A 20,494-nucleotide genomic window follows, 5' to 3' on the forward strand; every position below is an offset into this window, starting at 1 on the left:
TTTGTTATAGGAGTAGGCTTTACAGCTTACTCCCTCATTATTATTTGGAAATTAACGCTTGGATTTGTTGACGAACATCACGTCCTTGCCCATCTTGTTCAACAGCCATAATAAACAGACATTTTCCGTTACTCAGCTCTGCCCATTTAGCACCGATAGCACGCTTTTCAGCCGAGTCGTCGTTAGTTACATATGCTTCGCCTTTATACTCAACAACTAGCATCCGACCATCATTAAGTTCACATACAAAGTCTGGGTAAAATTTGTTGTGAGCTAGAGGTAGCCAGAATGAAGCTTGATCTCTGCGTACCAGATTGCGAATCCAATGCTTCACCTCAGGCAGGCCATCTATAGCTTTGGCACACTCGTATTCCTCGCCCGTAGCTTTCAAATCCTCGATAAGGTTTTGCGGGAAGTAATGTTTGGCGAATTTAAATCGGCCGGAATAATACGGTGGACGAGATGGATAATGGCTTGGATCGAAGTGGTACATGAATTCATCGGATATACATGCTGTACTCTCAGCTCCAAACAGACACGCTTGATATCCACTCCGTTGAGCTTGCTTTCGGTACAAGCGGATAAGATCTCGTATAGCACGGGCTAATGGAAACTTATTGCGAACCAAAGCTGTAAGGGTCAAGTTTGGTTTTTGCAGCAAATTTTTGACTAGACGACCCAAGAAGCCAATAAGTTGGTTCTGTAGTACATCTGGTTGTCGCAACTCTCTGTCTAGCCAGCGCACGAGATCTTGCTCTGTAACGTCAATAAAGCCTTGGTTAAAGGCGATTACTTCCTTTTGTTCTGCAACTTTATAAGTCAGTGATTTACCATCCATGTCAATAGCAAAGCTATTGCTAGTTTCGTTCATTACAAAATTGGTCAACTCTGCTGGGTAGTCGAGCAGATTCCAGCTATGTGCGTGGAGGAATACTTCTGATTCAACCAGCTCCAACTCGCCTTGTTCCATCATGCACAGATAAGGAAGCGAGCCGAATTTCTCTCCACGTTCTGATGGTGCTTTCGTGACTTCGATTGCTTGATTGTGCACTCGAACATCACGTTCAAATGCTTTACGATTCTTACCCGCTTTTACATGCTTAGTGATAGCTTTCTGTATGGTTGCTGAAACTTCGCCAGTAACTTTGATTACAGCAGTACCACTTCCCTCATCCCGAGTCATCGTGATCTGTTTCTTCTCTGAATCTGAAAGCTCTGTTAGGTCTGGTAAATCTTCAACCTCTATAACGATAGCAGGAGGCGGTGTCGATTTTGCTTGAGTCTGCTCCTGTTCGCTACCAAATAGCTCCCCTTGACCACCAGATGGAGCTTGCTCACGCAGAAATGCTGCGATCTCCATTTCCTCAAAGCCCATAGCGATAAGCTTATCTGTCAGCTCTTGAGCTGCTTTAGCGAACTTCGACGTTGCAAGGTGTGCATAAGCACGATTTAAGTCTTCAATGGTTCGACGGCTGGCATACGGCATACGAAGTACACGACCAAGTAACTGTTCAGCATCTTTGCTAGAGGAGACTTGCTTAACTGAACAGAATACGTAGGCAAAGGAACAGTCCCAACCTTCTTTGAGCGCTTCAATTGTAATAATGTACTCAATCGGGCAGCTTTGATCGAACAGGTTGATTCCATCCAGCTCTCGCTGACTACCTGTTGCTACAGCGATTTTATTTTCATCAATGCCGAGTTGATTTATCAGGTGACCTTTAAGAATTTCAACAGTGACCTCTCCCGTCTTGTTTTCAGCTTGGAACAAAGCTATCGGACGGATGTAATCCTCATCTTTTTGAGCGTCAGCCTGGAGCTTGTTGCGAGTAATAACGGCATCCTGAACAGCATCTTGCCAGTTTTGATGCTCTGTCAAAACAATCGGCAATTTAATCATCTCTTCGGCTTTCAGCTCGGCTGCCGACACATGAAATAGTACATTACTGCCGTTTGCATTACTGGTGTTTGGTGTAGCTGTAAACTCAATGACCGCAGCAGGATGCACACGTCGCAACGTATCAAAGGTTAAACTGGTACGCGCATTGTGAGCTTCATCAACTATCACTACTGGTCTATACAGCGCTAATAGGTTGGCAAAAGAGAATTTGATATTGCCAATTTCACGACTACTCAAACCATTCTCTTGTACATCAACCTCAGAAACCGTCTCCAGCAGCGGCAAGGAAGGGTGGTTTGCAGGAATCTTGGCAAAGTGCGGCTCAAAGTTTTCGTGATAAGCGTAAACCTTGCGTCCAGAGGTGTCGGAAACTCTCAAGTTAGCTAAAGTCGATACCACTACAATAGCCTTGCTACCTAAGTCTTGAGGACGTATTTGAGTCACTTCATCAATGTCCAACACTAGTACTTGACGATTAAAAGCTGCATCAAGCTTTTCACGATAAGGGTGACCTGGTGTTTTCAACGCTTCTACTGTTTGTTCGCGAATCGTGATGCTTGGGACCAGCCATAGAGCAATAGGAGCTTCGGTCTCTAGGTAATGACGTGCAGCAACTTCGATAGCATATGAGCCAAGAACAGTTTTACCACCGCCTGTTGGAATACGCATACAAAAGTACGGGACTTGCTCGAAACCATAATCACGGTAAGCGTGTAAAGGAAGTTCTTGTTCTTCCAGGGCTAACTTATACGCATTTTCAACACTGTCACTACTGAGGCAGTGAGACAAGAAAGATTGCATCACATCAACGGCACGTTGTTGATAACCTTTTAACTTAAACATTCTGTGGGTTCCTTATCAAAGAGTGCCGACGTCGTATGGGATCTGCTTGAACGTGATGTTCGCTTGCTTCAAGCGAGCCTCACCCAAACGGCTCGATTCACCGTAAATCACGATGCGTTCATGTTTGTCAATGTCTGGTAAGTTGTTGAGTACTTTGCTTGTTAGTACATTGCCACCTGCTGGTCGGCGATCACCTAAGATACCGTTATAGAGCAAGTAGTATGCGGTATCGTTATGAACACCCAGCTGTGGGGTATTCGCTTTATTGCCGAGTGGGGTTTTAGTTTCCAAATACCAGATATGTGATGCCAATGTTGGAAACTTAATATCGGTATTGAGGCAACCATATTCGTCGAATACGGCTTCACCTAATTTGTAGAAATGGAATCCGCCACCACCTTGCCAATTGGCTAGTTCAGATACCCCACCAGGATCTTCTCCATTAATGACTTTCTTTAATCGAGGAGTGATTATCGAACAGCTATGTTCTCCAATTTCGACGGTAATCCATCTTCTGCCGAGTTTTTGGGCTGCCGCAGCTGTTGAACCAGTACCAGCGAAGGAATCCAGCACTAGATCATCCTTCTTTGTTGATATTTCTATTATTCTTGCAATTAAGTTTTCGGGTTTTGGCGTATCAAAGGCCTTATCTGCTCCAAGCAGGGAGTTTAAATGAGATTTTGTCTGTCGAGTTGTATGTAGATCGCTCCATATGGTAGGCCACGGTCTAGTGGGGTTTTCTGGCGCATACTCTCTTGTGTAAGGTACCCATTTTGAACCACGTTTTTTCCATATAAGTTCATCATTATCGACAAGAGCATCAACTCCCTTCTTCCCCATTGCCCAACACGCCTCTCTACCATCATCATGGATGGGATAAACAGTATTTCCATCAGGATCAGAAATTCCGAAAAACATTGATGGTCTATCTGTTCTAAGGCTACTTTTTCCATTTTTTTTGAGTAGTCGATCTCTGTAGGGACGATCTGAATGTTCATCAGGTTTTCTATAAGAGTCGATAAGACTAATATCTGACTTTCGGCCTAGCTCAAGTTTGCTCTCATTTTTTGCGTAACAAAGTACATACTCGTGATCGGGAGTTATAGTTACTTTGTTATCGTTAGGGCTATCTACCTTTCTCCAGATAAATGAAGTCACGAAGTTTTTCCGACCAAAAATCTCATCTAGTATAACTTTCAGGTAATGACATTCATTATCATCTATGGTTATCCATATACTACCGTCTTCAGCTAGTAAATCTCTGAGCAGTTCTAGCCTTGGGTACAACAAGCATAACCACTGACTATGCTCTAAATTGTCATCATAGTGCTTAAATGCGGACCTAGTGTTATATGGAGGATCAATGAATATGCATTTCACTTTGCCTGCATAATGAGGGATTAAAGCTTTAAGCGCTTCAAGGTTATCACCTTGAATCAGTAGGTTCTCATTGTCGGCATCACCATAGGAGAGCTCAGGAACTTCTTCCAAGAGCCTGTAAGTGCATTTTTTAGACGTTGTTATAGCGTCGTCTTTATTCAGCCAATTCAAAATAGGCATTTATAATTCCTTAAATATCATCTACCTATACGCCTGCTAGTTTCCATTGGCTTATAGGGTTTCAATTTGTTTAAATCATTGTCGAAACTTATTTGGACGCTTCTTCAAATTCTCGGTAGGTAGTTAGAAAAATTAAACTTTGATTACTGTTTTCTAACTTCTAAACAATTACCTTCGAGGCCTTTGTTTAACGTAGGCCGGCTAACACCAAAATGTTTGGCTACTTCAGCTTTTGTCATATTTGGATCTAACAACATAGCCTGTGCTTTCTTAATATCAGCAGGTGTTAACTTTTGCTTTCTACCACCTTTACGACCCCTAGCTCTTGCTGCTTCAAGACCTGCTTTGGTTCTTTCTGATATTAATCTACGCTCAAATTGAGCAATTGAACCGATCATATGAAACGCTAGCTCACCAACAGCCGTTGTTGTGTCTATGTTTTCATTGAGGCTGATAAACTGAACTTGCTCAGATTTAAAGCCATCAAGTAACTCAATTAAGTCCTTTAAGCTGCGACCAAGCCTATCTAGCCGCTGCACGACTACAACATCTTCAGCTCGCAATGTATCTATCATACGTTCGAGCTCTGGTCGTTGCTTTGATCTACCACTGCATTTTTCTTTATATATACGCTCACAGCCCGCCGCTTTTAAAGCATCAAGCTGAGCGCTTTCTGATTGTTCGTCCGTGCTAACTCTTGCATAGCCGATTTTCATCATAATCCTAAAATCAAAGGTAGGTTTACTTTACATTGATTACTTTACGGATTGTTTTACGCTTAGGCAAGCTAATTAATACATATATTGTGAGGTGAGTAGTGGGTAATTAAACGACCGTTTAATTTACATTCAACAAGCGAATATCAAGACGTAAGGTTTATTTAGAACTAAACCTTCAAATCAGGTCTTGATTCTGATCGCAACAAATAAACAAACTTGGTTTTATACTAGAATCAAGGCTTCATCCTGATATAAATATTGAAATAAGGCTTCATTTAGATCTAGACGCTTAATTAAGCGCTTGATTCTGATCGTCAGAAAATAAACAAACTTGGTTTTATATTAGAATCAAGGCTTCATCCTGATATAAATATTGAAATAAGGCTTCATTTAGATCTAGACGCTTAATTAAGCACTTGATTCTGATCGCCAGAAAATAAACAAACTTGGTTTTACATTAGAATCAAGGCTTCATCCTGATATAAATATTGAAATAAGGCTTCATTTAGATCTAGACGCTTAATTAAGGCTTGATTCTGATAGGAAAATAATAAGTTAGCTGACTCTAGATCAGAATGAAGCCTTCATTCTGATCTAAATACTTAAATAAGCCTTCATTCTGATCTTAATGTTATCGAAATACTGCTTTCTCTTATAGTTATGTTAGCCTTTGTTAGAAACGCCTTGGATATTTTTTAACATGGCAAAAGAAAGTAAACCACAACGCGCAAACCCATTTAAAACTGGCTCACTTAAGAACCCTGGAGTTGATATTCGGTCTTCAAGAAAAAGAAGCAAGAATAAACTCAGACAAATCAATTGTGCCAATTCAAATATATCTTCGCCGCCAAGGCTAGAGATTGACGCATTAGTAGAAGATTTAATTTCTATTGACCAAGATACTGATGCTAGCGGCTTTGTTAACGTCCCCAACAATAAACAATCATTGCATCCAGCAACGTTTTTCAAGGATTTATATTTGACCGAAGCCCTAGCAAATGGTTTAGACGAAAAAGAGGTTATCGACAGCTTAGACATACCTGAAAAGCAGTTTTATGGCTTTATGCAGAAGGAAGTCCCGGTTACTGAGGTTTTAGCGAACAAGCTAAGAACTGTTACTGGAATGCCTGACGCATTCTGGTTAAGAGCTCAAGCTAAATTTGACAGTTTGTATATAGCAAGTGGCGATAGTAAAGCCTTGGAAGTATTTGAAATCACAATTTACCTAAATGTTGGTGACACATCGCTCAGTATGGATGATATTGATAACCGTCTATATGAAGCGGGATTTAACGACGCATTCATTGGTCACAATGGGAAAGGTGCGATATCGGTATCTATAGAACGAGAAGCGACGAACAAGGAAGAGTTATTAGAACAGGTAAAAATACATCTTTTAAATATTTTCCCGAACCTTAAATATAAAGATTCAGTAGAATGAATAAAGTCCATCGTTTTTGTTCTCAAAACTCTCTTGAGAGAGTCGTAGTATTAGATATAGAGCATACTTGCACAAGCAACAACTCTATTCCTAGGGAAGAGAGAGAAACTATAGAGATTGGCGCAGTATTAATTGATACTAAACACTATCAGGTTATTGATGAATTTCAATCTCTCATAAGACCAATTCGACACCCTGTAATCAGTAATTTTTGCGCTGAACTCACAGGTATTAAACAATCTGAATTGGAGGAATCTGAGCCATTTCAAAATATCTATAAGGATTTTCTGAATTGGTTACCATCGGACGATGAGCTTCTATTAGTCACTTGGGGATCATATGATTTAACTCAAATCAACATAGACTGTTCTTTTCACCAATTAACACCATTTTCTCCATCAAATACATTGAACTTGAAACAGGCATATAGAAGAGCCTGTAAATTAAAAAAACCAGTTGGATTAAAAAAAGCCATCGAAATTTCATTTGGTACATTTGTAGGCACTCACCATAGGGCGCTTGATGATGCTCGAAATACAGCGAAGTTATTTGCTTTAGTTTCATCTTCGCTAGAAGAAATTAGTTACTGAGATATAAACAAATATAATTTAAAGATATCTACAACATAAGAGTGAGCGGCTTTGACAAAAAAAGTGTAGTTGAGCTGTAATCAATACATTTTTAAACACCTAACTGCACATGTATTTTCGACTAGTTCTTATGATTTTTCAGTAACGATAGAAGGAAGCTACGTCTTCGGTTAGCATTGCTTATATTTCTAATTATAACTTCAAATTCTTCAGCACTACCAACTAGGTGAACTTCCGTTTCAGCTCTAGTAATAGCTGTATATAACCAAGCCCTATCAGTTATCCGGCCTTTAGTTATGGCTACTATGATACGCGGAAATTGAGACCCCTGAGCTTTATGCAATGTAATAGCATAACCCAGTTCAATGCAGTCTAAAACAGGCTGAGTTATGTCGATTATTTCTCCAGTATCTAGCTCAATCTTGCCATACAGTTTTCTTTCTTCATCAAACTCGACGCTAATCAATTTACCTAATGAGCCATTTTGAAACCCTAATGAATGGTTATTTTGAGTAAACAGAATTTCATCGCCTTTTCTCAGGTTTTGATGATAACTATCTCCATCCATCATGAATTGAAGAAGCTCACCTTCAAAATTGCACCTTTTTTGAATTCCAGCATTTAGATCTTCAACTAATTTACGTGTTGGAGCCATTACTCTGCTACAATTTGGAGATTGCGCATATAATTTAGTACATTGTTCTACAATGAATTTTTTGTCGGTTTCATGAAAAAAAATGTTTCCAATGCTCAATTCCAACGGAATTTGACCAGTATTAACCATTCTTGAATATTCAGGTATTCCTGAATGACCATCCTGACGCTTAACGATATCTAAAGCTGTATTCTTAATTACATTAGAATCCACAATATCAGCCAATACTTTGCCACAGCCTATAGGTGGCAGTTGGTCAGGATCACCTGATAAAATAATCCTCACCGATGGGTGAACGTGATTCACGATACGGTACATGGTGGGAACATCAATCATAGAAGCTTCATCAATAACTAGTAAATGAAGTGGTTGCTTTTCACAAGGCACTATTGCTTCATTTCTAAGAAAGCCAGCAATTGTTGTTGTATCAAAACCAATGCTTTCCCTCAGGCGCATTGCCGCTCGTCCAGAAAGAGCCGCTGCATGAATTTGATATCCCATAGAATCAAACGCTCTTAGTGCTGTACGCAACACTGTAGTTTTACCAGTCCCCGCGCCTCCAGTAATACATGATATATCGTTACCCAAGCAAGTAGTTACAGCTTCATGTTGCTTCTCTGTCAACTCGTAGGGTAACTCTAACAACGCTTTACAGTATGCTTTGTTAGCTTCCGAATCGAAACGGCTTGTTGTTGAATTCGCTAATTTTAACAAGCGCTTGGCAACTACTGATTCCATCAATAACGTAGCCGTTTGATGAAAATTATCTGTGTCCGGATTTAATAAATATTGAGCTTTGTCATATCCAGCTTTGAATGCTAATTCTACAAGCTCCTTGTCATTAAGTAATTTAATCAGGTTTGCACGAAGGTATTTTTGTGGTGTATACGTATTACCTCGCTTTACATCATCAGCAAGAACAGCCTCTAAGGCGGCACTAAGCCGATTTTCATCATCTAATTTACAGCTAAATTCACTTCGAGCTAATTCATCGGTCTGAACAAACGACATGCCAAAAGCCATTAAAAGATATGGGTTACGTCGAAGACGTTTTAACGTTTTTTCACCATGATATTTGATGAGGCGTTGCTGAACTGATGCTGGTATTTTCTTGTTTGACATCCAATTGAAGTCACGCAAATTAGCGTATTTTTTATACCCATGAAACAATGCATCTATAGAATCATCTGTCAGGTGCTCTCTAAGACGTTTTCTCGATGAATCATTACCATTACGAACAATTGTGTGAAAATCCCTTCCCAAAGCATCCCAAAGAGCTCTAGCTTTACTCTCGCCGATACCTTTAAAATCACTTTCATTTGCAATAAATTTAATGAGCTGTTCCCCTGTTTCTGGAAGGCTGCATTCTGCGTGTTCTGGTGAATCGTAAGTATGTTGATCAATTAAATATCCATTGCGGTCTTGCTTACTAATTGTACTCTTGCCTTGCACATTCCAGTGCTGACCAGGTTGAGGTGCAATTGGTAAAGACTCGATTCTGGCTTTAACGCTTATTGAATACTTGCCGCTTTTGACTCTATAGGAGTCTTGATGCAATGGCACACCTGTAAATATGACATAATCAAGTGATTTATAAGGGACACTCGTTACACGAAACTTGTCCGATGTTTCATGTTCATTCATCGTTGCATAAAACCCATTTCGGCTAAGGTCTCGTTTAATTCGCAAAATCTTTCTAATTTTGCTTCTAACAACTTAACTTTGGCCTTTAACTCAATATTTTCACGCTCCAAATTACCATTATGTGAGGCCAACTTAGCTATTTTACGTGATGAGTTATCATACTGTTTGGATTCTTTATCTGTAGCTTTAACCGCAATTGGTGGCAATACTCCATCTGCTCGAAGTCGATCTTCAAGCTTTTTCAACGCGGCTCTTACATTTTTGTTCTGAGAAAATACGCTTGTACCAAACCCACATGCAGCCGCAATATCCCTGCGATTTAGCTTACCCCTGTTTATGATTTGTATAAAATCATCATGGGATTGAGCCGCAGCCCAGCCACTGAATATTTCGAGATTATTTTGCGCAACTTGCGCACCATTTTGTCCTTTACTTACTGCCACTGTTACTCTTTAACCTTTATATTCTTTTGAGCTTATTATCGTCCGCACGAGTGATTTGAGGCATAGGCTCATTCAATTTATAAGCATCTACATTAGGTGGTAACGGCGCATCTTTGAGGACTTCCATAATTTTATCCATCGCCACATTCTGAGGTAGCTCCCAATTCAGTTGATCCATGTTGATGCTCATCATGTATAGGTTATACTGCCATCGCACAAATTGTTCTATTAACGCCTTGTTCTTGGCCTTAGTACTCTCTAGTTCAGCCCTCAACTTATCGATTTCATCAAACGCATTTTGCAGATTTAAATCGTTAGATTTCGGTGTCGTATATTTATTATTTCTGAGCCACTCTTTCCTAGCGTAGTAAGCATTGGAAACATCCTCATTTTCAAGCAATGTCTTCTTTGATATTTGCTTATCTAAACCCAATTGCTTAGTTATATTTTCACAAAGAGCTTTCATCGACAATTTGTGATTCCACTCGTTGATAATTCTAACCATGACTTGGATATTTTTGTCAGTCATTACGATTCTAGGCATCAGCATATCCCCAATAATTGGCTCATAGTTGCACCACCAATTGCGTTTTTAGCAACCTGATTGTCTTTTTGACCACCAAACTCACTTTGTAGTCCTTTATCTTCTAAAGCTCTTTTTGTGGGTGAAGGATCATGCTCAACTGGAATCCGAATGATAGCTCCGTCATCAAGCTCATCGTCTGTCATACGGTGAATAAGAGTTCGAATATGTGCCAACTTCCAACCTAAGTGAGTAACCCATCTATCTGCCCCAAATACACTATCTCCAGCAGCATTTTGGGCAGCAACATATTGCTCTGATATGAGTTTCTCTAAGTGCTCTAACTCATCTAACGTTTCAGGAACACCTTTCATACAAACATGCTCTTTACAGGTAACACATTCTCCCGCTTTTGTGCATGGCGTTTGAGCAAAATCATGTGTACAAAAACCTATGCCCGTAAAATCAGCAACCCCTTCACGATTAAAGCCAAGTGATTTTAAAGGAACTGGTAAATTCGCCTTTGTCAAAGCTAGTGCGGAAGGCGATTCCTCGTAACTGGTCACCATTAGTTGTTTTGCCAGTTGGTTTTTCTCTTGAGCAGTACGTAAGTCATATGCGGCATTTTGTTTCATGTCAGCTCGCCCAGACCATTGCGCTATCTTCCAGTCGTCAACACCACCTCGCTTACAATGTGTATTTAACCAAACTCGAAACTGATGAGTGGTCAAACTAATCACACTTCCATCTTCGTTAAACACACCAAATCTTTCCCAAAGAGTAGACATTTTTTTGTCTTTTTTTGAAATCTGATTATTGAAGGTATCGACACTTGGCATCACCCAACTGAAACGCTTTGTACTGGAGCGTGGTTTTAGTTCAAGATCTCTTATCAATAACAGGTTTTCCCATACCGGCCTTTCAGATTTTGGATTGTAGGGCCAATCATTTTTCTTATATTTATCGTGTACTAGCTGATTTAAGCGTTCGTAAGTGAGTTCATTCTTGGCCAGAAAGGCATTTATCCATTTAACTGGAGTATTTATAACCTCTTTGTTTGTATGATGTAATGTACCGACGACATCCATTGCATAGGCAAACTCTTTTTGGCTCATTTGCATAGATTCACTATGAGTTTTTGCCGTTATACATCCTTCATGGCGATAGAATTCAGATGGGTGTTCATAAGCCCACTTTGCAGCTTGTCTTGCTGGTTCACTTATTTCTTTTAACGTCTGAAAGGCCTTTTTGACTACATCCAACATAAGCTCTGGTACACCCTTCCTATGATCTTTAAACCCTTTAGAGCCATACCAAACAAGGTACCAGCCGCCATCATCTCCTTCTTGGAGAGAGTGAATTGTTAAGCCACTTAATTCATTTATACGTGCAGGAGCGAAGCAAAGTAACACTAATGCTGATGTATAGTACTTATCAGCAACAGTTTCAGCTTTGGAAAAGCAATCAGCAAACGTAAGCATTTCATGCATTGTAGGGCAGCGTTCTTCTCGGAATTTATCACCTTCTTCACTGACCTGTTCTGCCGTATGTGCAGGTTTCCTGAAAGGGTTTTTGTACTTAGGCAAAGTTAATACGAAATTATTGTTTACCAACCAATCAGCCAAGTTTTTTAGCTTTCCGCCAATGTGGTACTTTCGCATCGGAGAGTATTTTTCAATTTCAATCAGTGTATTTGTCTCTTTCAATGTCTGGCCATTAACATTCAGAATGCATGGTGCTTGGTTAGGATACTGAGACAGAAGCGCCTTATACAATAAACGAAACATTGATATCCAAATGTGAGCGGAGGTAATTTCTTTGATGGTCATTTGCTGCTTAATAAATGCCTTCACGAAATTAAGGTACGGTTGCTTAAACAACTCAACTTCGGAGTAATTGTTTCCCTCTTCCTGAAAGCCAAAAACAAGTGCCTGCCCTTTACTAGGTTTCCAACGTTCTGCCTCCCAACCTTGCTCGTTGTATAAGGTGAGCTCTGTTTTAGCGAAGTTGACAAACTCGGCCAGGTTATCTCGACCATCTCTTTCTTGCTTAGCTTGCCAAATATTTATAACGTTACTTGCCTTTTTATCCATTGACTACTCCTTCATCCATCTTCGCTTTCTCACATAGTTGAATTACCTGTGTAATTGCTAAGACGGTTCTATCCGTAGATTGCAACACGTAAGCCGACGCTCCCTTGCTTTTTAATCGTTCACGTTCCTCAAGCAAGTCATCAAGTATTACCTGGTGACGCCCATGAACCCATGGCTGAAATTTTGCGCACGTATAACATGCGCGGCCACCTGTAGCGCAAAACCCAAATGAACCGCAATTTCCAACCGCATTTCCATTTCTGTTGTGGATTCTTGAACGAGGGTCATTAACCCTTATGGCATCAGCTTCACTAGCAATAAGTTGACCTAAGAATGCTTGAGCTAATGGAGCTAAAACAGGCGCTAGAGCTTCATTAACTTCTTCCGTTAGCTCTTTTACGTTCTCCGTATATACCGAGGCGTTTTGCGTATCTGAATGGTGAAGTACTTTAGCTATAACAAACAAGCTCAAACCTCTTCTAGCCGCGTTTGTGCCCAACGTATAGCGAAAGCGCCTTGCTGTTAAGTGAATATACTCACCTTCTAATCTTTCAGATTTGGCATCACATTTAACAGACAAAGAATACAAAATTTTCACTGCAACATTCCTCGACATATGTATTCTATCTGGCTTTTTAGTCAACCCATCTCTAAGATCACCAACTGAAACTAACGAGCTTATCTTACGTGGAGCAGCAAATACTGGCATTTCCCCTTTCAATTCTTCTGGTAGTTCGCCAACTTGCTTCTCAATTAAGCTTAATGTTGCCTTCGCCTGATTAGTAAAAAGTAAAGCAAGCTCTTCATCAATCTCAACAGTTACGAAGTCATCTCTAAAGTTCCTTTGACCATGTTTTTTTGCTTGCGGAATATCCAGCACGAACTTTTGCTCAGCACCATTATTCTCAATTCTTAGGTCACGCGCTCGAAATTGACAAAATTGAGTAGGACGAGCGCCAAGGTAGAGATTTAGTAGCAACCAACAATAATCTCGAAGCGAAAGCTTATCGTCCATGAATGCATTAACGCCCCAGTTAAGCACTGCGTGTTGCTCCTGCATAGAATAAGCCCCGGTGAATGGACAACCTTTGGCTACAGGAACACCTTTATTCATACCTTTCAGTGTAAGTTGCTCTAGCCAAGAACCTAGTTTTGGATCGATTCCCTCAATTTGTTTATCAATCCAATTAAGAAGAAAAGAACGAATAGAGCCAAGCTTGTACTCATTAGCACTATCGAGCATCGAAAGGTAATTTTGCACAGCACCAAGCGTCAATTTTACTTCACCTGTTTTTCGCAAAAGACTCAGGATTGTAGTGAAAATAATCTCGCAACTACTGGGGGATAACTCGCATGCCCAATCCGCAAGCTGTTCTTTAAACCCATGTATGAATATCGCTTCACAGTCATTTGGCAATAATTTCCAATTTATAACTGTTGAATTGTCTAGCCTCCACTTGCTATCACATACGTCAAAGTCATACCCAAGTTTATTAGTGCGAACTTCAGTCCTTTTTTGATAATTAACTAGCGCCATTTCTTGCGTCCTTTATTCCTTTAATTACTTGGCTATGGTCTTCCATCATTTGTTTTTGGACTTTATTCGCTGTTCTCCTAGCGTGTCGTTGGAGGTAAGCATTCGCACTCTCCTCGTGAGCATGTCCATTCAATCGCATACGAGTATCTATCTCATCCGCTTCAGAGATAATATCACGCTTGAGCAATCTCGCTTCTTCAAGGTAACCTTTTTGTTCTGCTTCACGAATTTTGTCGCGAATCGCCTCATTATGCTCATCAATTTTATCTGTAATTCTTTCGTTGAAATAAATACGAAACCCTCGGCGCTGAACATTTTCAAAACGCTTATCTACCTGTTTCAATTTAAATATTAAGTCTGTAAATGATGCTTTCCCCATAGCTGTACCAGAGTTTCCTTTGTGGGATACAAATAAGTAGGGATGACTTTTCGACTTTGCAAAAGAAGGTCTGATCTGCCTTATATATAACTCAATATCATCATAAAGCCACTTCGGAATGACGAGTTCTTTTTCTTGTGTTTTTAGGGTGGGTTGATCTTCTCTAGGGTCGTATTTATCGTCGTGCCGTCTTCTAAACAGGAGTGCAGGTTGTTCTGTATCATGCTCTAAATCTTCAAGACGTAACGCCAATACTTCAGATGGCCTAACACCTGTCCAATAAAGTATCTGAATAAGGAGATAGTTTCGAAACTTCAGCTTGAAGTTGGAAAATGGGTTTAATTCATGACTATAGTGAGCCACTTTGAGAAAATAGTCCAAAATTTCAGTTTCGGCGTGGGTTACTTTGGAGCCCTTGGATAATCCCTTAGGGTAGTGCTTCTTAAAAAGTGAACACATATCATCTATTCTACGGTTCAACTCACCAGCATTTGGTTTGAACTTACAGATTTCTCTCGCACAGAACTCTAGAAACTGATTAATCGTCAGCATACGTTGATACTGAAACTCTTTGCTTACAGAACTTAATGCCGAAGAACTTTTCGCAACACGTGAAAAATGAACGACCTTATTGGAGCTTTTTTTTTGTTCTTTTATCGAATAACCACAGAAGCGTTTGATAGATAAGATAGTTTGTTTGTCGAGAAATACTTGCTGACGGAACTCAGCCAGTATATTCCTGCCAGTATGCGCTTCCCACTTACGAAGAACTTCTATTTTGTATAATTCGTTCTTCATCGTCGAGGCCTTGCCATCACCTCTATATTCGACGCTCAAATACAAAGTTGTCCAAAAGTCGATTTCACCATTGTCATCGACTAACAGAGGACGTCGTTCTCCATCTGAAAAGATGTTGTCTTTAACTCTCATAACCAGCTCCTTGTTACACAAAAAATATACTAGCACAACTATTTTTAGAAGCTAATTTTTATTACACAAAAAAAAAGCCCTCTCCGGACTTCACAAATTCAGATAAGGTAGAATCTACAAGGTCTGGAGAGGGCTTTTAAAAAACTAATTACACAGTTTTAGATATACCAGAAATTAGAACGGGATATCGTCATCAAAGTCGATTGGTGGTTCCATTGGGTTTGATGCGCCGCCTTGTGGTGCATTTTGTGGCTTAGGAGCAAAACCGCCTTGTTGTGGTGCACTGCTTTGCTGTGGAGCACCATAACCGCCACCGTATTGGTTATTGTTTTGTTGTTGCGGCGCTGACTGCTGTGGACGTTGTTGCTGTGGTGCTGGTGCAGACTGTTGCTGTGGTGCATAGCTATTATTGCTTTGTGCTTGTTGTGAGCCACCACCGTAACCGCCACCTTGCTGTTGACCACCTTGGTAACCGCCTTGTGATTGACCACCTTGATAGCCGCCACCCTGTTGATCGCCACCACGGCCACCTAACATTTGCATTTGACCGCCCATATCTACCACGATTTCTGTGGTGTATTTTTCTTGGCCTGATTGATCAGTCCATTTACGCGTTTGTAAACGGCCTTCAATATAAACTTGTGAGCCCTTGCGAAGATACTCACCAGCAACTTCAGCTAGTTTGCCAAATAACACAACACGGTGCCATTCAGTACGCTCTTGCATTTGCCCTGTGTTTTTATCTTTCCAGCTATCAGTCGTAGCAATGCTGATATTCGCTACACCATTGCCATTAGGCATATAACGTACTTCTGGATCTTGGCCTAAATTACCAACCAAGATAACTTTGTTCACACCGCGTGCCATGGAACTTCTCCTATAAAACGTTAGATTAAACCAGCAACTTTACGTGCTTGGTCTAGGTCAAATTCTTTGTCATTAATCTTTAAATAGCTGCGATTTTCATCACAAACAACCGTTGCTTCAATGACGCCCGGTAAAGCAACAAGACGAGAAGCAAGTGCTTGTGCTTGCTGCTCTGAACTTAATTCGGTCATTAAGCTAATTATTTTACTTCTTGGTGGGACTTGCATATTCCAAGCAATGATAAGCCATATTACCCCAACAAGTGCCGCTGCCGCAAACACTGCTTGCGCACTTAATGCTTGGGCAACATAGCCACCCAATAAACCGCCTAAAAAGGCACCAAAAAACTGCGTTGATGAGAACACCCCCATTGCAGAACCTTTCTGGTTTGCAGGGGCAATACGCGAAACAAGAGCTGGCATGGTGGCTTCTAAAAAGTTAAAAGCAATAAAGTAAACCAACATACAAATACCAATGCCAATCACCGAATCAACCCATAGCGACATGGCTAACATGCTTAACACCAGCAGTGCGATTGAACCAATGAATGCTTGTTTTTCTTTTTCTTTGCGAATAGCCACTATCATCATAGGTGCCATCAAGAAAAATGCTAAAAATAATACAGGTATGTATAAATACCAATGATGATCTGCAATCAATCCATCTTTAATAAGCTGACCTGGTAATGCTACAAATACGGTAGTTAATGTAAGATGAAGCAGCATCACCCCAAAATCAAGGCGCGCTAATTGTGGGTGTTTAATAAGTTGCTTTATGTCATCAAGTGTTGCAAGCGTGTCGCCTTTTGGGGCTTTACTAACTGCATTTGGCACTAAAAACAACACGATAAAAATACCTAAAAGCGCCAGCCCTGCGGTAAGCCAAAATACTCCTGCAACACCCCATGATGCGGCTACTATTGGCCCAAGTAACATAGCAACGGCAAAGCTCATACCAATACACATACCAATGACGGCCATTACTTTTGGACGCTGTTCATCACGACTTAGATCAGAAGCCAGTGCTAACAATGCACTGGCTATTGCGCCCATGCCTTGTAATGCACGCCCTAACGTCACCATTTGTACTGACTCAGCTGTTGCCGCTATCACAGAACCAAGCGCAAACACACAAAGACCACCAATAATGACTTTTTTACGACCAATTTTGTCCGATAACCAGCCCATAGGTATCTGTAATACAGCTTGCGTTAAACCATAAGCACCGATAGCAAAGCCAATCCATAGTGGCGAAAACCCTTCTAGCTGCTGACCATAAATTGCCAATACTGGCATCAGCATAAATAGGCCAAGCATGCGAAATGCAAATACGCTCGCCAACGAAACGGCAGCGCGTTTTTCTCGAGAGTTGAGTGAAGATGCTGTCATGAATTACTGATCTTGCTGTCTGTTAAAATGTGAGCGTGGATTCTACCACAAGCAAAAACTAAATAATCACCTGTGAGTGATGATTTTTTCTTTGATCAAGGATTAATCTTATCGCGTATTGTGAGATACTGAAAAAATAATTAGGTAACAAAACGAGATAGCATGGAAAACATTGAAGTCCGAGGCGCCCGTACGCACAATTTAAAAGACATCAGCCTAACCATTCCCCGTGATAAGCTGATAGTTATCACTGGCCTATCTGGTTCAGGAAAATCGTCTTTAGCGTTTGATACGCTTTATGCAGAAGGGCAACGTCGTTATGTTGAATCACTCTCTGCGTATGCAAGGCAGTTCTTATCGCTGATGGAAAAACCCGATGTGGATCACATCGAAGGTTTATCGCCTGCAATCTCTATTGAGCAAAAATCAACCTCGCATAACCCGCGCTCAACAGTCGGAACCATCACCGAAATTTACGATTACCTACGTTTATTATTTGCCCGTGTAGGTGAGCCACGCTGTCCTACTCACGACTTACCGCTTGCAGCACAAACTATCAGCCAAATGGTCGATACGGTTTTAGCGCTACCTGAAGGTAGCAAGCTAATGCTATTAGCACCAGTTGTGAAAGACCGAAAAGGTGAACATGTTAAGCTGCTTGAGCAACTTGCAAGCCAAGGCTTTATTCGTGCCCGTATCGATGGCGAAGTTTGTGACTTATCAGATCCACCAACCCTTGAGCTTCATAAAAAGCACACTATCGAAGTTGTGGTTGACCGCTTTAAAGTAAAAGATGGCCAACAACAGCGTTTAGCTGAATCATTCGAAACGGCGCTTGAGCTTTCAAGCGGTATAGCTCATGTAGCGGCAATGGATGACTCTCTTAGCGAAGACATGCTGTTTTCAGCTAACTTTGCTTGTCCAACCTGTGGCTATGCAATGGGCGAGCTTGAACCGCGTTTATTCTCGTTTAATAACCCAGCAGGTGCATGCCAAAGCTGTGATGGTTTAGGTGTACGTCAGTATTTTGATCCAAACCGTGTAGTACAAAACCCAGAGCTAAGCTTGTCGGGCGGCGCAATTAAAGGATGGGACAAACGCAGCTTTTATTATTTCCAAATGCTGCAAGCCGTCGCGGAGCATTACAAGTTTGATTTGGAAGCGCCGTTTCAAAATCTGAGTAAAGAAGCACAAAAAGTTATTCTTGAAGGTTCAGGCAAAACTAAAATTGCCTTTAACTATCGTAACGACCGTGGCGACTTAATTACGCGTAACCATGAGTTTGAAGGCGTTTTAAATAATATGAACCGCCGCTACCGCGAAACAGAATCAAACTCGGTGCGCGAAGAGCTGGCTAAATACCAAACGAGCCAAGCGTGTCCAAGCTGTCATGGCTCTCGATTACGCGAAGAAGCTCGCCATGTATTTATTGGCCAAACCAATCTACCTGCCATCACCACAATGAGTATTGGTGAAAGCATGGCATTTTTTGATAGCTTAAGCCTAACAGGTCAACGTGCCCAAATTGCCGATAAAATCCTCAAAGAAATTCGCGACCGTTTATCTTTCCTAATTAATGTAGGCCTTAATTACTTATCACTTGAGCGAAGCGCTGACACCCTCTCAGGTGGTGAAGCTCAGCGTATTCGTTTAGCAAGCCAAATTGGTGCAGGCCTTGTTGGTGTTATGTACGTACTGGATGAACCATCAATTGGTTTGCACCAACGCGATAACGACCGCTTACTAAAAACCCTTATTCACTTACGTGATTTAGGCAACACCGTCATTGTGGTTGAGCATGACGAAGATGCCATTCGCGCTGCCGATCATATTATCGATATCGGCCCGGGTGCCGGTGTTCATGGCGGCCATGTTATTGCACAAGGTACCCATGACGATATTCTAGCGAGCAAAGATTCTATCACCGGTCAGTACCTCTCTGGTGAAAAGAAAATCGAAGTACCAGAAACTCGCCATCAAACTACCGACAAATGGCTTGAGTTATTTGGTGCCACAGGTAACAACTTAAAGAACGTTGATTTACGTATTCCATTTGGCTTAATGACCTGTATCACAGGTGTATCAGGCTCAGGTAAATCGACGCTTATCAACGACACTTTATTTAAGCTGGCTCATACCGAGTTAAATGGCGCGACGACCGCAGAAGCAGCACCGTATAAGTCGATCAAGGGCCTAGATCATTTTGACAAAGTGATTGATATTGACCAAAGCCCGATTGGCCGTACTCCACGTTCAAACCCTGCCACTTACACCGGTATTTTTACCGGTATTCGAGAGCTATTTGCGGGTACGCAAGAAGCCCGTTCACGTGGCTATAAGGTCGGTCGCTTTAGCTTTAACGTTAAAGGTGGTCGTTGTGAAGCTTGCCAAGGTGATGGCGTGATCAAGGTAGAAATGCACTTTTTACCTGATGTATATGTGCCTTGTGATGTATGTAAAGGTCAACGCTACAACCGTGAAACCCTCGAAGTACAGTACAAAGGTAAAAACATTCACCAAGTACTCGAAATGACCGTAGAAGATGCCCGTGACTACTTTGATAAAATCCCGGCCATTGCACGTAAACTGCAAACGTTAATGGATGTTGGCTTGTCGTATATTCGCTTAGGTCAAGCTGCAACAACCCTCTCAGGTGGTGAAGCACAGCGTGTGAAACTGGCTCGTGAACTTTCAAAACGCGATACCGGTAAAACCTTATATATCCTTGATGAACCAACTACGGGTTTACACTTTGCTGATATTCAGCAATTATTAGTAGTACTTCACCGCTTACGCGATCACGGTAATACCATTGTTGTTATTGAGCATAACCTTGATGTGATCAAAACCGCAGACTGGATTGTCGATTTAGGCCCAGAAGGTGGCTCAGGCGGTGGTGAAATTTTAATTTCAGGTACACCTGAAGACGTCGCTGACTGTGAGCGTTCACACACAGGAAGGTACTTAAAACCACTACTATAA

General features: G+C 41.1%; 14 protein-coding genes. 3 read left to right on the forward strand and 11 right to left on the reverse strand.

The annotated features are described in order from the left end of the window. Nucleotides 1–40: 40 nt before the first annotated feature. The 3 genes from E5N72_RS00160 to E5N72_RS00170 all read right to left on the reverse strand — a co-directional run bounded on the left by E5N72_RS00160 (nt 41) and on the right by E5N72_RS00170 (nt 5,019). Nucleotides 41–2,743 (reverse strand): DEAD/DEAH box helicase family protein, encoded by a 2,703-nt coding sequence (locus E5N72_RS00160; protein ID WP_135922719.1) that lies wholly within the window; start codon nt 2,741–2,743, stop codon nt 41–43. Nucleotides 2,744–2,758: 15 nt separating this feature from the next. Next, nucleotides 2,759–4,303 (reverse strand): site-specific DNA-methyltransferase, encoded by a 1,545-nt coding sequence (locus E5N72_RS00165; protein ID WP_135922720.1) that lies wholly within the window; start codon nt 4,301–4,303, stop codon nt 2,759–2,761. Between the two features lie 143 nt (nt 4,304–4,446). After that, nucleotides 4,447–5,019 (reverse strand): recombinase family protein, encoded by a 573-nt coding sequence (locus E5N72_RS00170; RefSeq protein ID WP_135922721.1) that lies wholly within the window; start codon nt 5,017–5,019, stop codon nt 4,447–4,449. 703 nt (nt 5,020–5,722) lie between these two features. Between E5N72_RS00170 and E5N72_RS00175 the strand changes: the two genes are divergently transcribed. Together E5N72_RS00175 and E5N72_RS00180 are read left to right on the forward strand one after the other, a co-directional pair. Continuing rightward, nucleotides 5,723–6,463 carry a hypothetical protein gene (locus E5N72_RS00175; protein ID WP_135922722.1) on the forward strand — a complete coding sequence of 247 codons (741 nt, stop codon included), beginning with the start codon at nt 5,723–5,725 and terminating at the stop codon, nt 6,461–6,463. Next, nucleotides 6,460–7,053: a 3'-5' exonuclease gene (locus E5N72_RS00180; RefSeq protein WP_135922723.1), complete on the forward strand. Its 594-nt coding sequence runs from the start codon at nt 6,460–6,462 to the stop codon at nt 7,051–7,053. Before E5N72_RS00175 ends, E5N72_RS00180 begins: the two co-directional genes overlap by 4 nt. Before the next feature lie 121 nt (nt 7,054–7,174). On the opposite strand, the gene E5N72_RS00185 is transcribed toward E5N72_RS00180, so the two are convergent. From E5N72_RS00185 to E5N72_RS00220, 8 genes are all read right to left on the reverse strand, one after another. Continuing rightward, a complete protein-coding gene (locus E5N72_RS00185) occupies nt 7,175–9,352 on the reverse strand; it encodes an AAA family ATPase (protein ID WP_135922724.1) in 2,178 nt (725 codons plus the stop codon). Then, nucleotides 9,349–9,795, reverse strand: a complete 447-nt coding sequence (locus tag E5N72_RS00190; protein ID WP_135922725.1) for a VPA1267 family protein — start codon at nt 9,793–9,795, stop codon at nt 9,349–9,351. The genes E5N72_RS00185 and E5N72_RS00190 overlap by 4 nt, the downstream gene beginning before the upstream one ends. A gap of 16 nt (nt 9,796–9,811) precedes the next feature. Next, nucleotides 9,812–10,339: a hypothetical protein gene (locus E5N72_RS00195; protein WP_135922726.1), complete on the reverse strand. Its 528-nt coding sequence runs from the start codon at nt 10,337–10,339 to the stop codon at nt 9,812–9,814. Continuing rightward, a complete protein-coding gene (locus E5N72_RS00200; RefSeq protein ID WP_135922727.1) occupies nt 10,339–12,411 on the reverse strand; it encodes a hypothetical protein in 2,073 nt (690 codons plus the stop codon). The genes E5N72_RS00195 and E5N72_RS00200 overlap by 1 nt, the downstream gene beginning before the upstream one ends. Further along, the gene (locus tag E5N72_RS00205) at nt 12,404–13,948 is read right to left on the reverse strand and encodes a site-specific integrase (RefSeq protein ID WP_135922728.1); all 1,545 of its coding nucleotides are present in this window, start codon (nt 13,946–13,948) and stop codon (nt 12,404–12,406) included. Before E5N72_RS00205 ends, E5N72_RS00200 begins: the two co-directional genes overlap by 8 nt. Beyond that, on the reverse strand, nt 13,935–15,257 hold the full coding sequence (locus tag E5N72_RS00210; protein WP_135922729.1) for a site-specific integrase: 1,323 nt from the start codon (nt 15,255–15,257) through the stop codon (nt 13,935–13,937). Before E5N72_RS00210 ends, E5N72_RS00205 begins: the two co-directional genes overlap by 14 nt. A 174-nt stretch (nt 15,258–15,431) precedes the next feature. Beyond that, the gene (gene ssb / locus E5N72_RS00215) at nt 15,432–16,124 is read right to left on the reverse strand and encodes a single-stranded DNA-binding protein (RefSeq protein WP_135922730.1); all 693 of its coding nucleotides are present in this window, start codon (nt 16,122–16,124) and stop codon (nt 15,432–15,434) included. A gap of 20 nt (nt 16,125–16,144) precedes the next feature. Further along, complete coding sequence (locus tag E5N72_RS00220; protein WP_135922731.1) at nt 16,145–17,512, reverse strand: MFS transporter; 1,368 nt, start codon at nt 17,510–17,512, stop codon at nt 16,145–16,147. Between the two features lie 162 nt (nt 17,513–17,674). Here E5N72_RS00220 and uvrA point away from each other — a divergent pair, with 162 nt between their 5' ends. Next, nucleotides 17,675–20,494, forward strand: coding sequence for an excinuclease ABC subunit UvrA (uvrA, locus tag E5N72_RS00225; RefSeq protein ID WP_135922732.1), 2,820 nt, complete (start codon nt 17,675–17,677; stop codon nt 20,492–20,494).

It is taken from the genome of Pseudoalteromonas sp. MEBiC 03607, from assembly GCF_004792295.1.
GTDB lineage: Bacteria > Pseudomonadota > Gammaproteobacteria > Enterobacterales > Alteromonadaceae > Pseudoalteromonas > Pseudoalteromonas lipolytica_C.

What these genes read in the sequence shown, in the direction of transcription:
- uvrA (WP_135922732.1), top strand. Translation starts at nt 17,675, where the DNA reads ATGGAAAACATTGAAGTCCGAGGCGCCCGTACGCACAATTTAAAAGAC.
- E5N72_RS00170 (WP_135922721.1), bottom strand. Translation starts at nt 5,019, where the DNA reads ATGAAAATCGGCTATGCAAGAGTTAGCACGGACGAACAATCAGAAAGC.
- E5N72_RS00185 (WP_135922724.1), bottom strand. Translation starts at nt 9,352, where the DNA reads ATGAATGAACATGAAACATCGGACAAGTTTCGTGTAACGAGTGTCCCT.
- E5N72_RS00220 (WP_135922731.1), bottom strand. Translation starts at nt 17,512, where the DNA reads ATGACAGCATCTTCACTCAACTCTCGAGAAAAACGCGCTGCCGTTTCG.
- E5N72_RS00165 (WP_135922720.1), bottom strand. Translation starts at nt 4,303, where the DNA reads ATGCCTATTTTGAATTGGCTGAATAAAGACGACGCTATAACAACGTCT.
- E5N72_RS00210 (WP_135922729.1), bottom strand. Translation starts at nt 15,257, where the DNA reads ATGAGAGTTAAAGACAACATCTTTTCAGATGGAGAACGACGTCCTCTG.
- E5N72_RS00200 (WP_135922727.1), bottom strand. Translation starts at nt 12,411, where the DNA reads ATGGATAAAAAGGCAAGTAACGTTATAAATATTTGGCAAGCTAAGCAA.
- E5N72_RS00195 (WP_135922726.1), bottom strand. Translation starts at nt 10,339, where the DNA reads ATGCCTAGAATCGTAATGACTGACAAAAATATCCAAGTCATGGTTAGA.
- E5N72_RS00160 (WP_135922719.1), bottom strand. Translation starts at nt 2,743, where the DNA reads ATGTTTAAGTTAAAAGGTTATCAACAACGTGCCGTTGATGTGATGCAA.
- E5N72_RS00205 (WP_135922728.1), bottom strand. Translation starts at nt 13,948, where the DNA reads ATGGCGCTAGTTAATTATCAAAAAAGGACTGAAGTTCGCACTAATAAA.
- E5N72_RS00180 (WP_135922723.1), top strand. Translation starts at nt 6,460, where the DNA reads ATGAATAAAGTCCATCGTTTTTGTTCTCAAAACTCTCTTGAGAGAGTC.
- E5N72_RS00175 (WP_135922722.1), top strand. Translation starts at nt 5,723, where the DNA reads ATGGCAAAAGAAAGTAAACCACAACGCGCAAACCCATTTAAAACTGGC.
- ssb (WP_135922730.1), bottom strand. Translation starts at nt 16,124, where the DNA reads ATGGCACGCGGTGTGAACAAAGTTATCTTGGTTGGTAATTTAGGCCAA.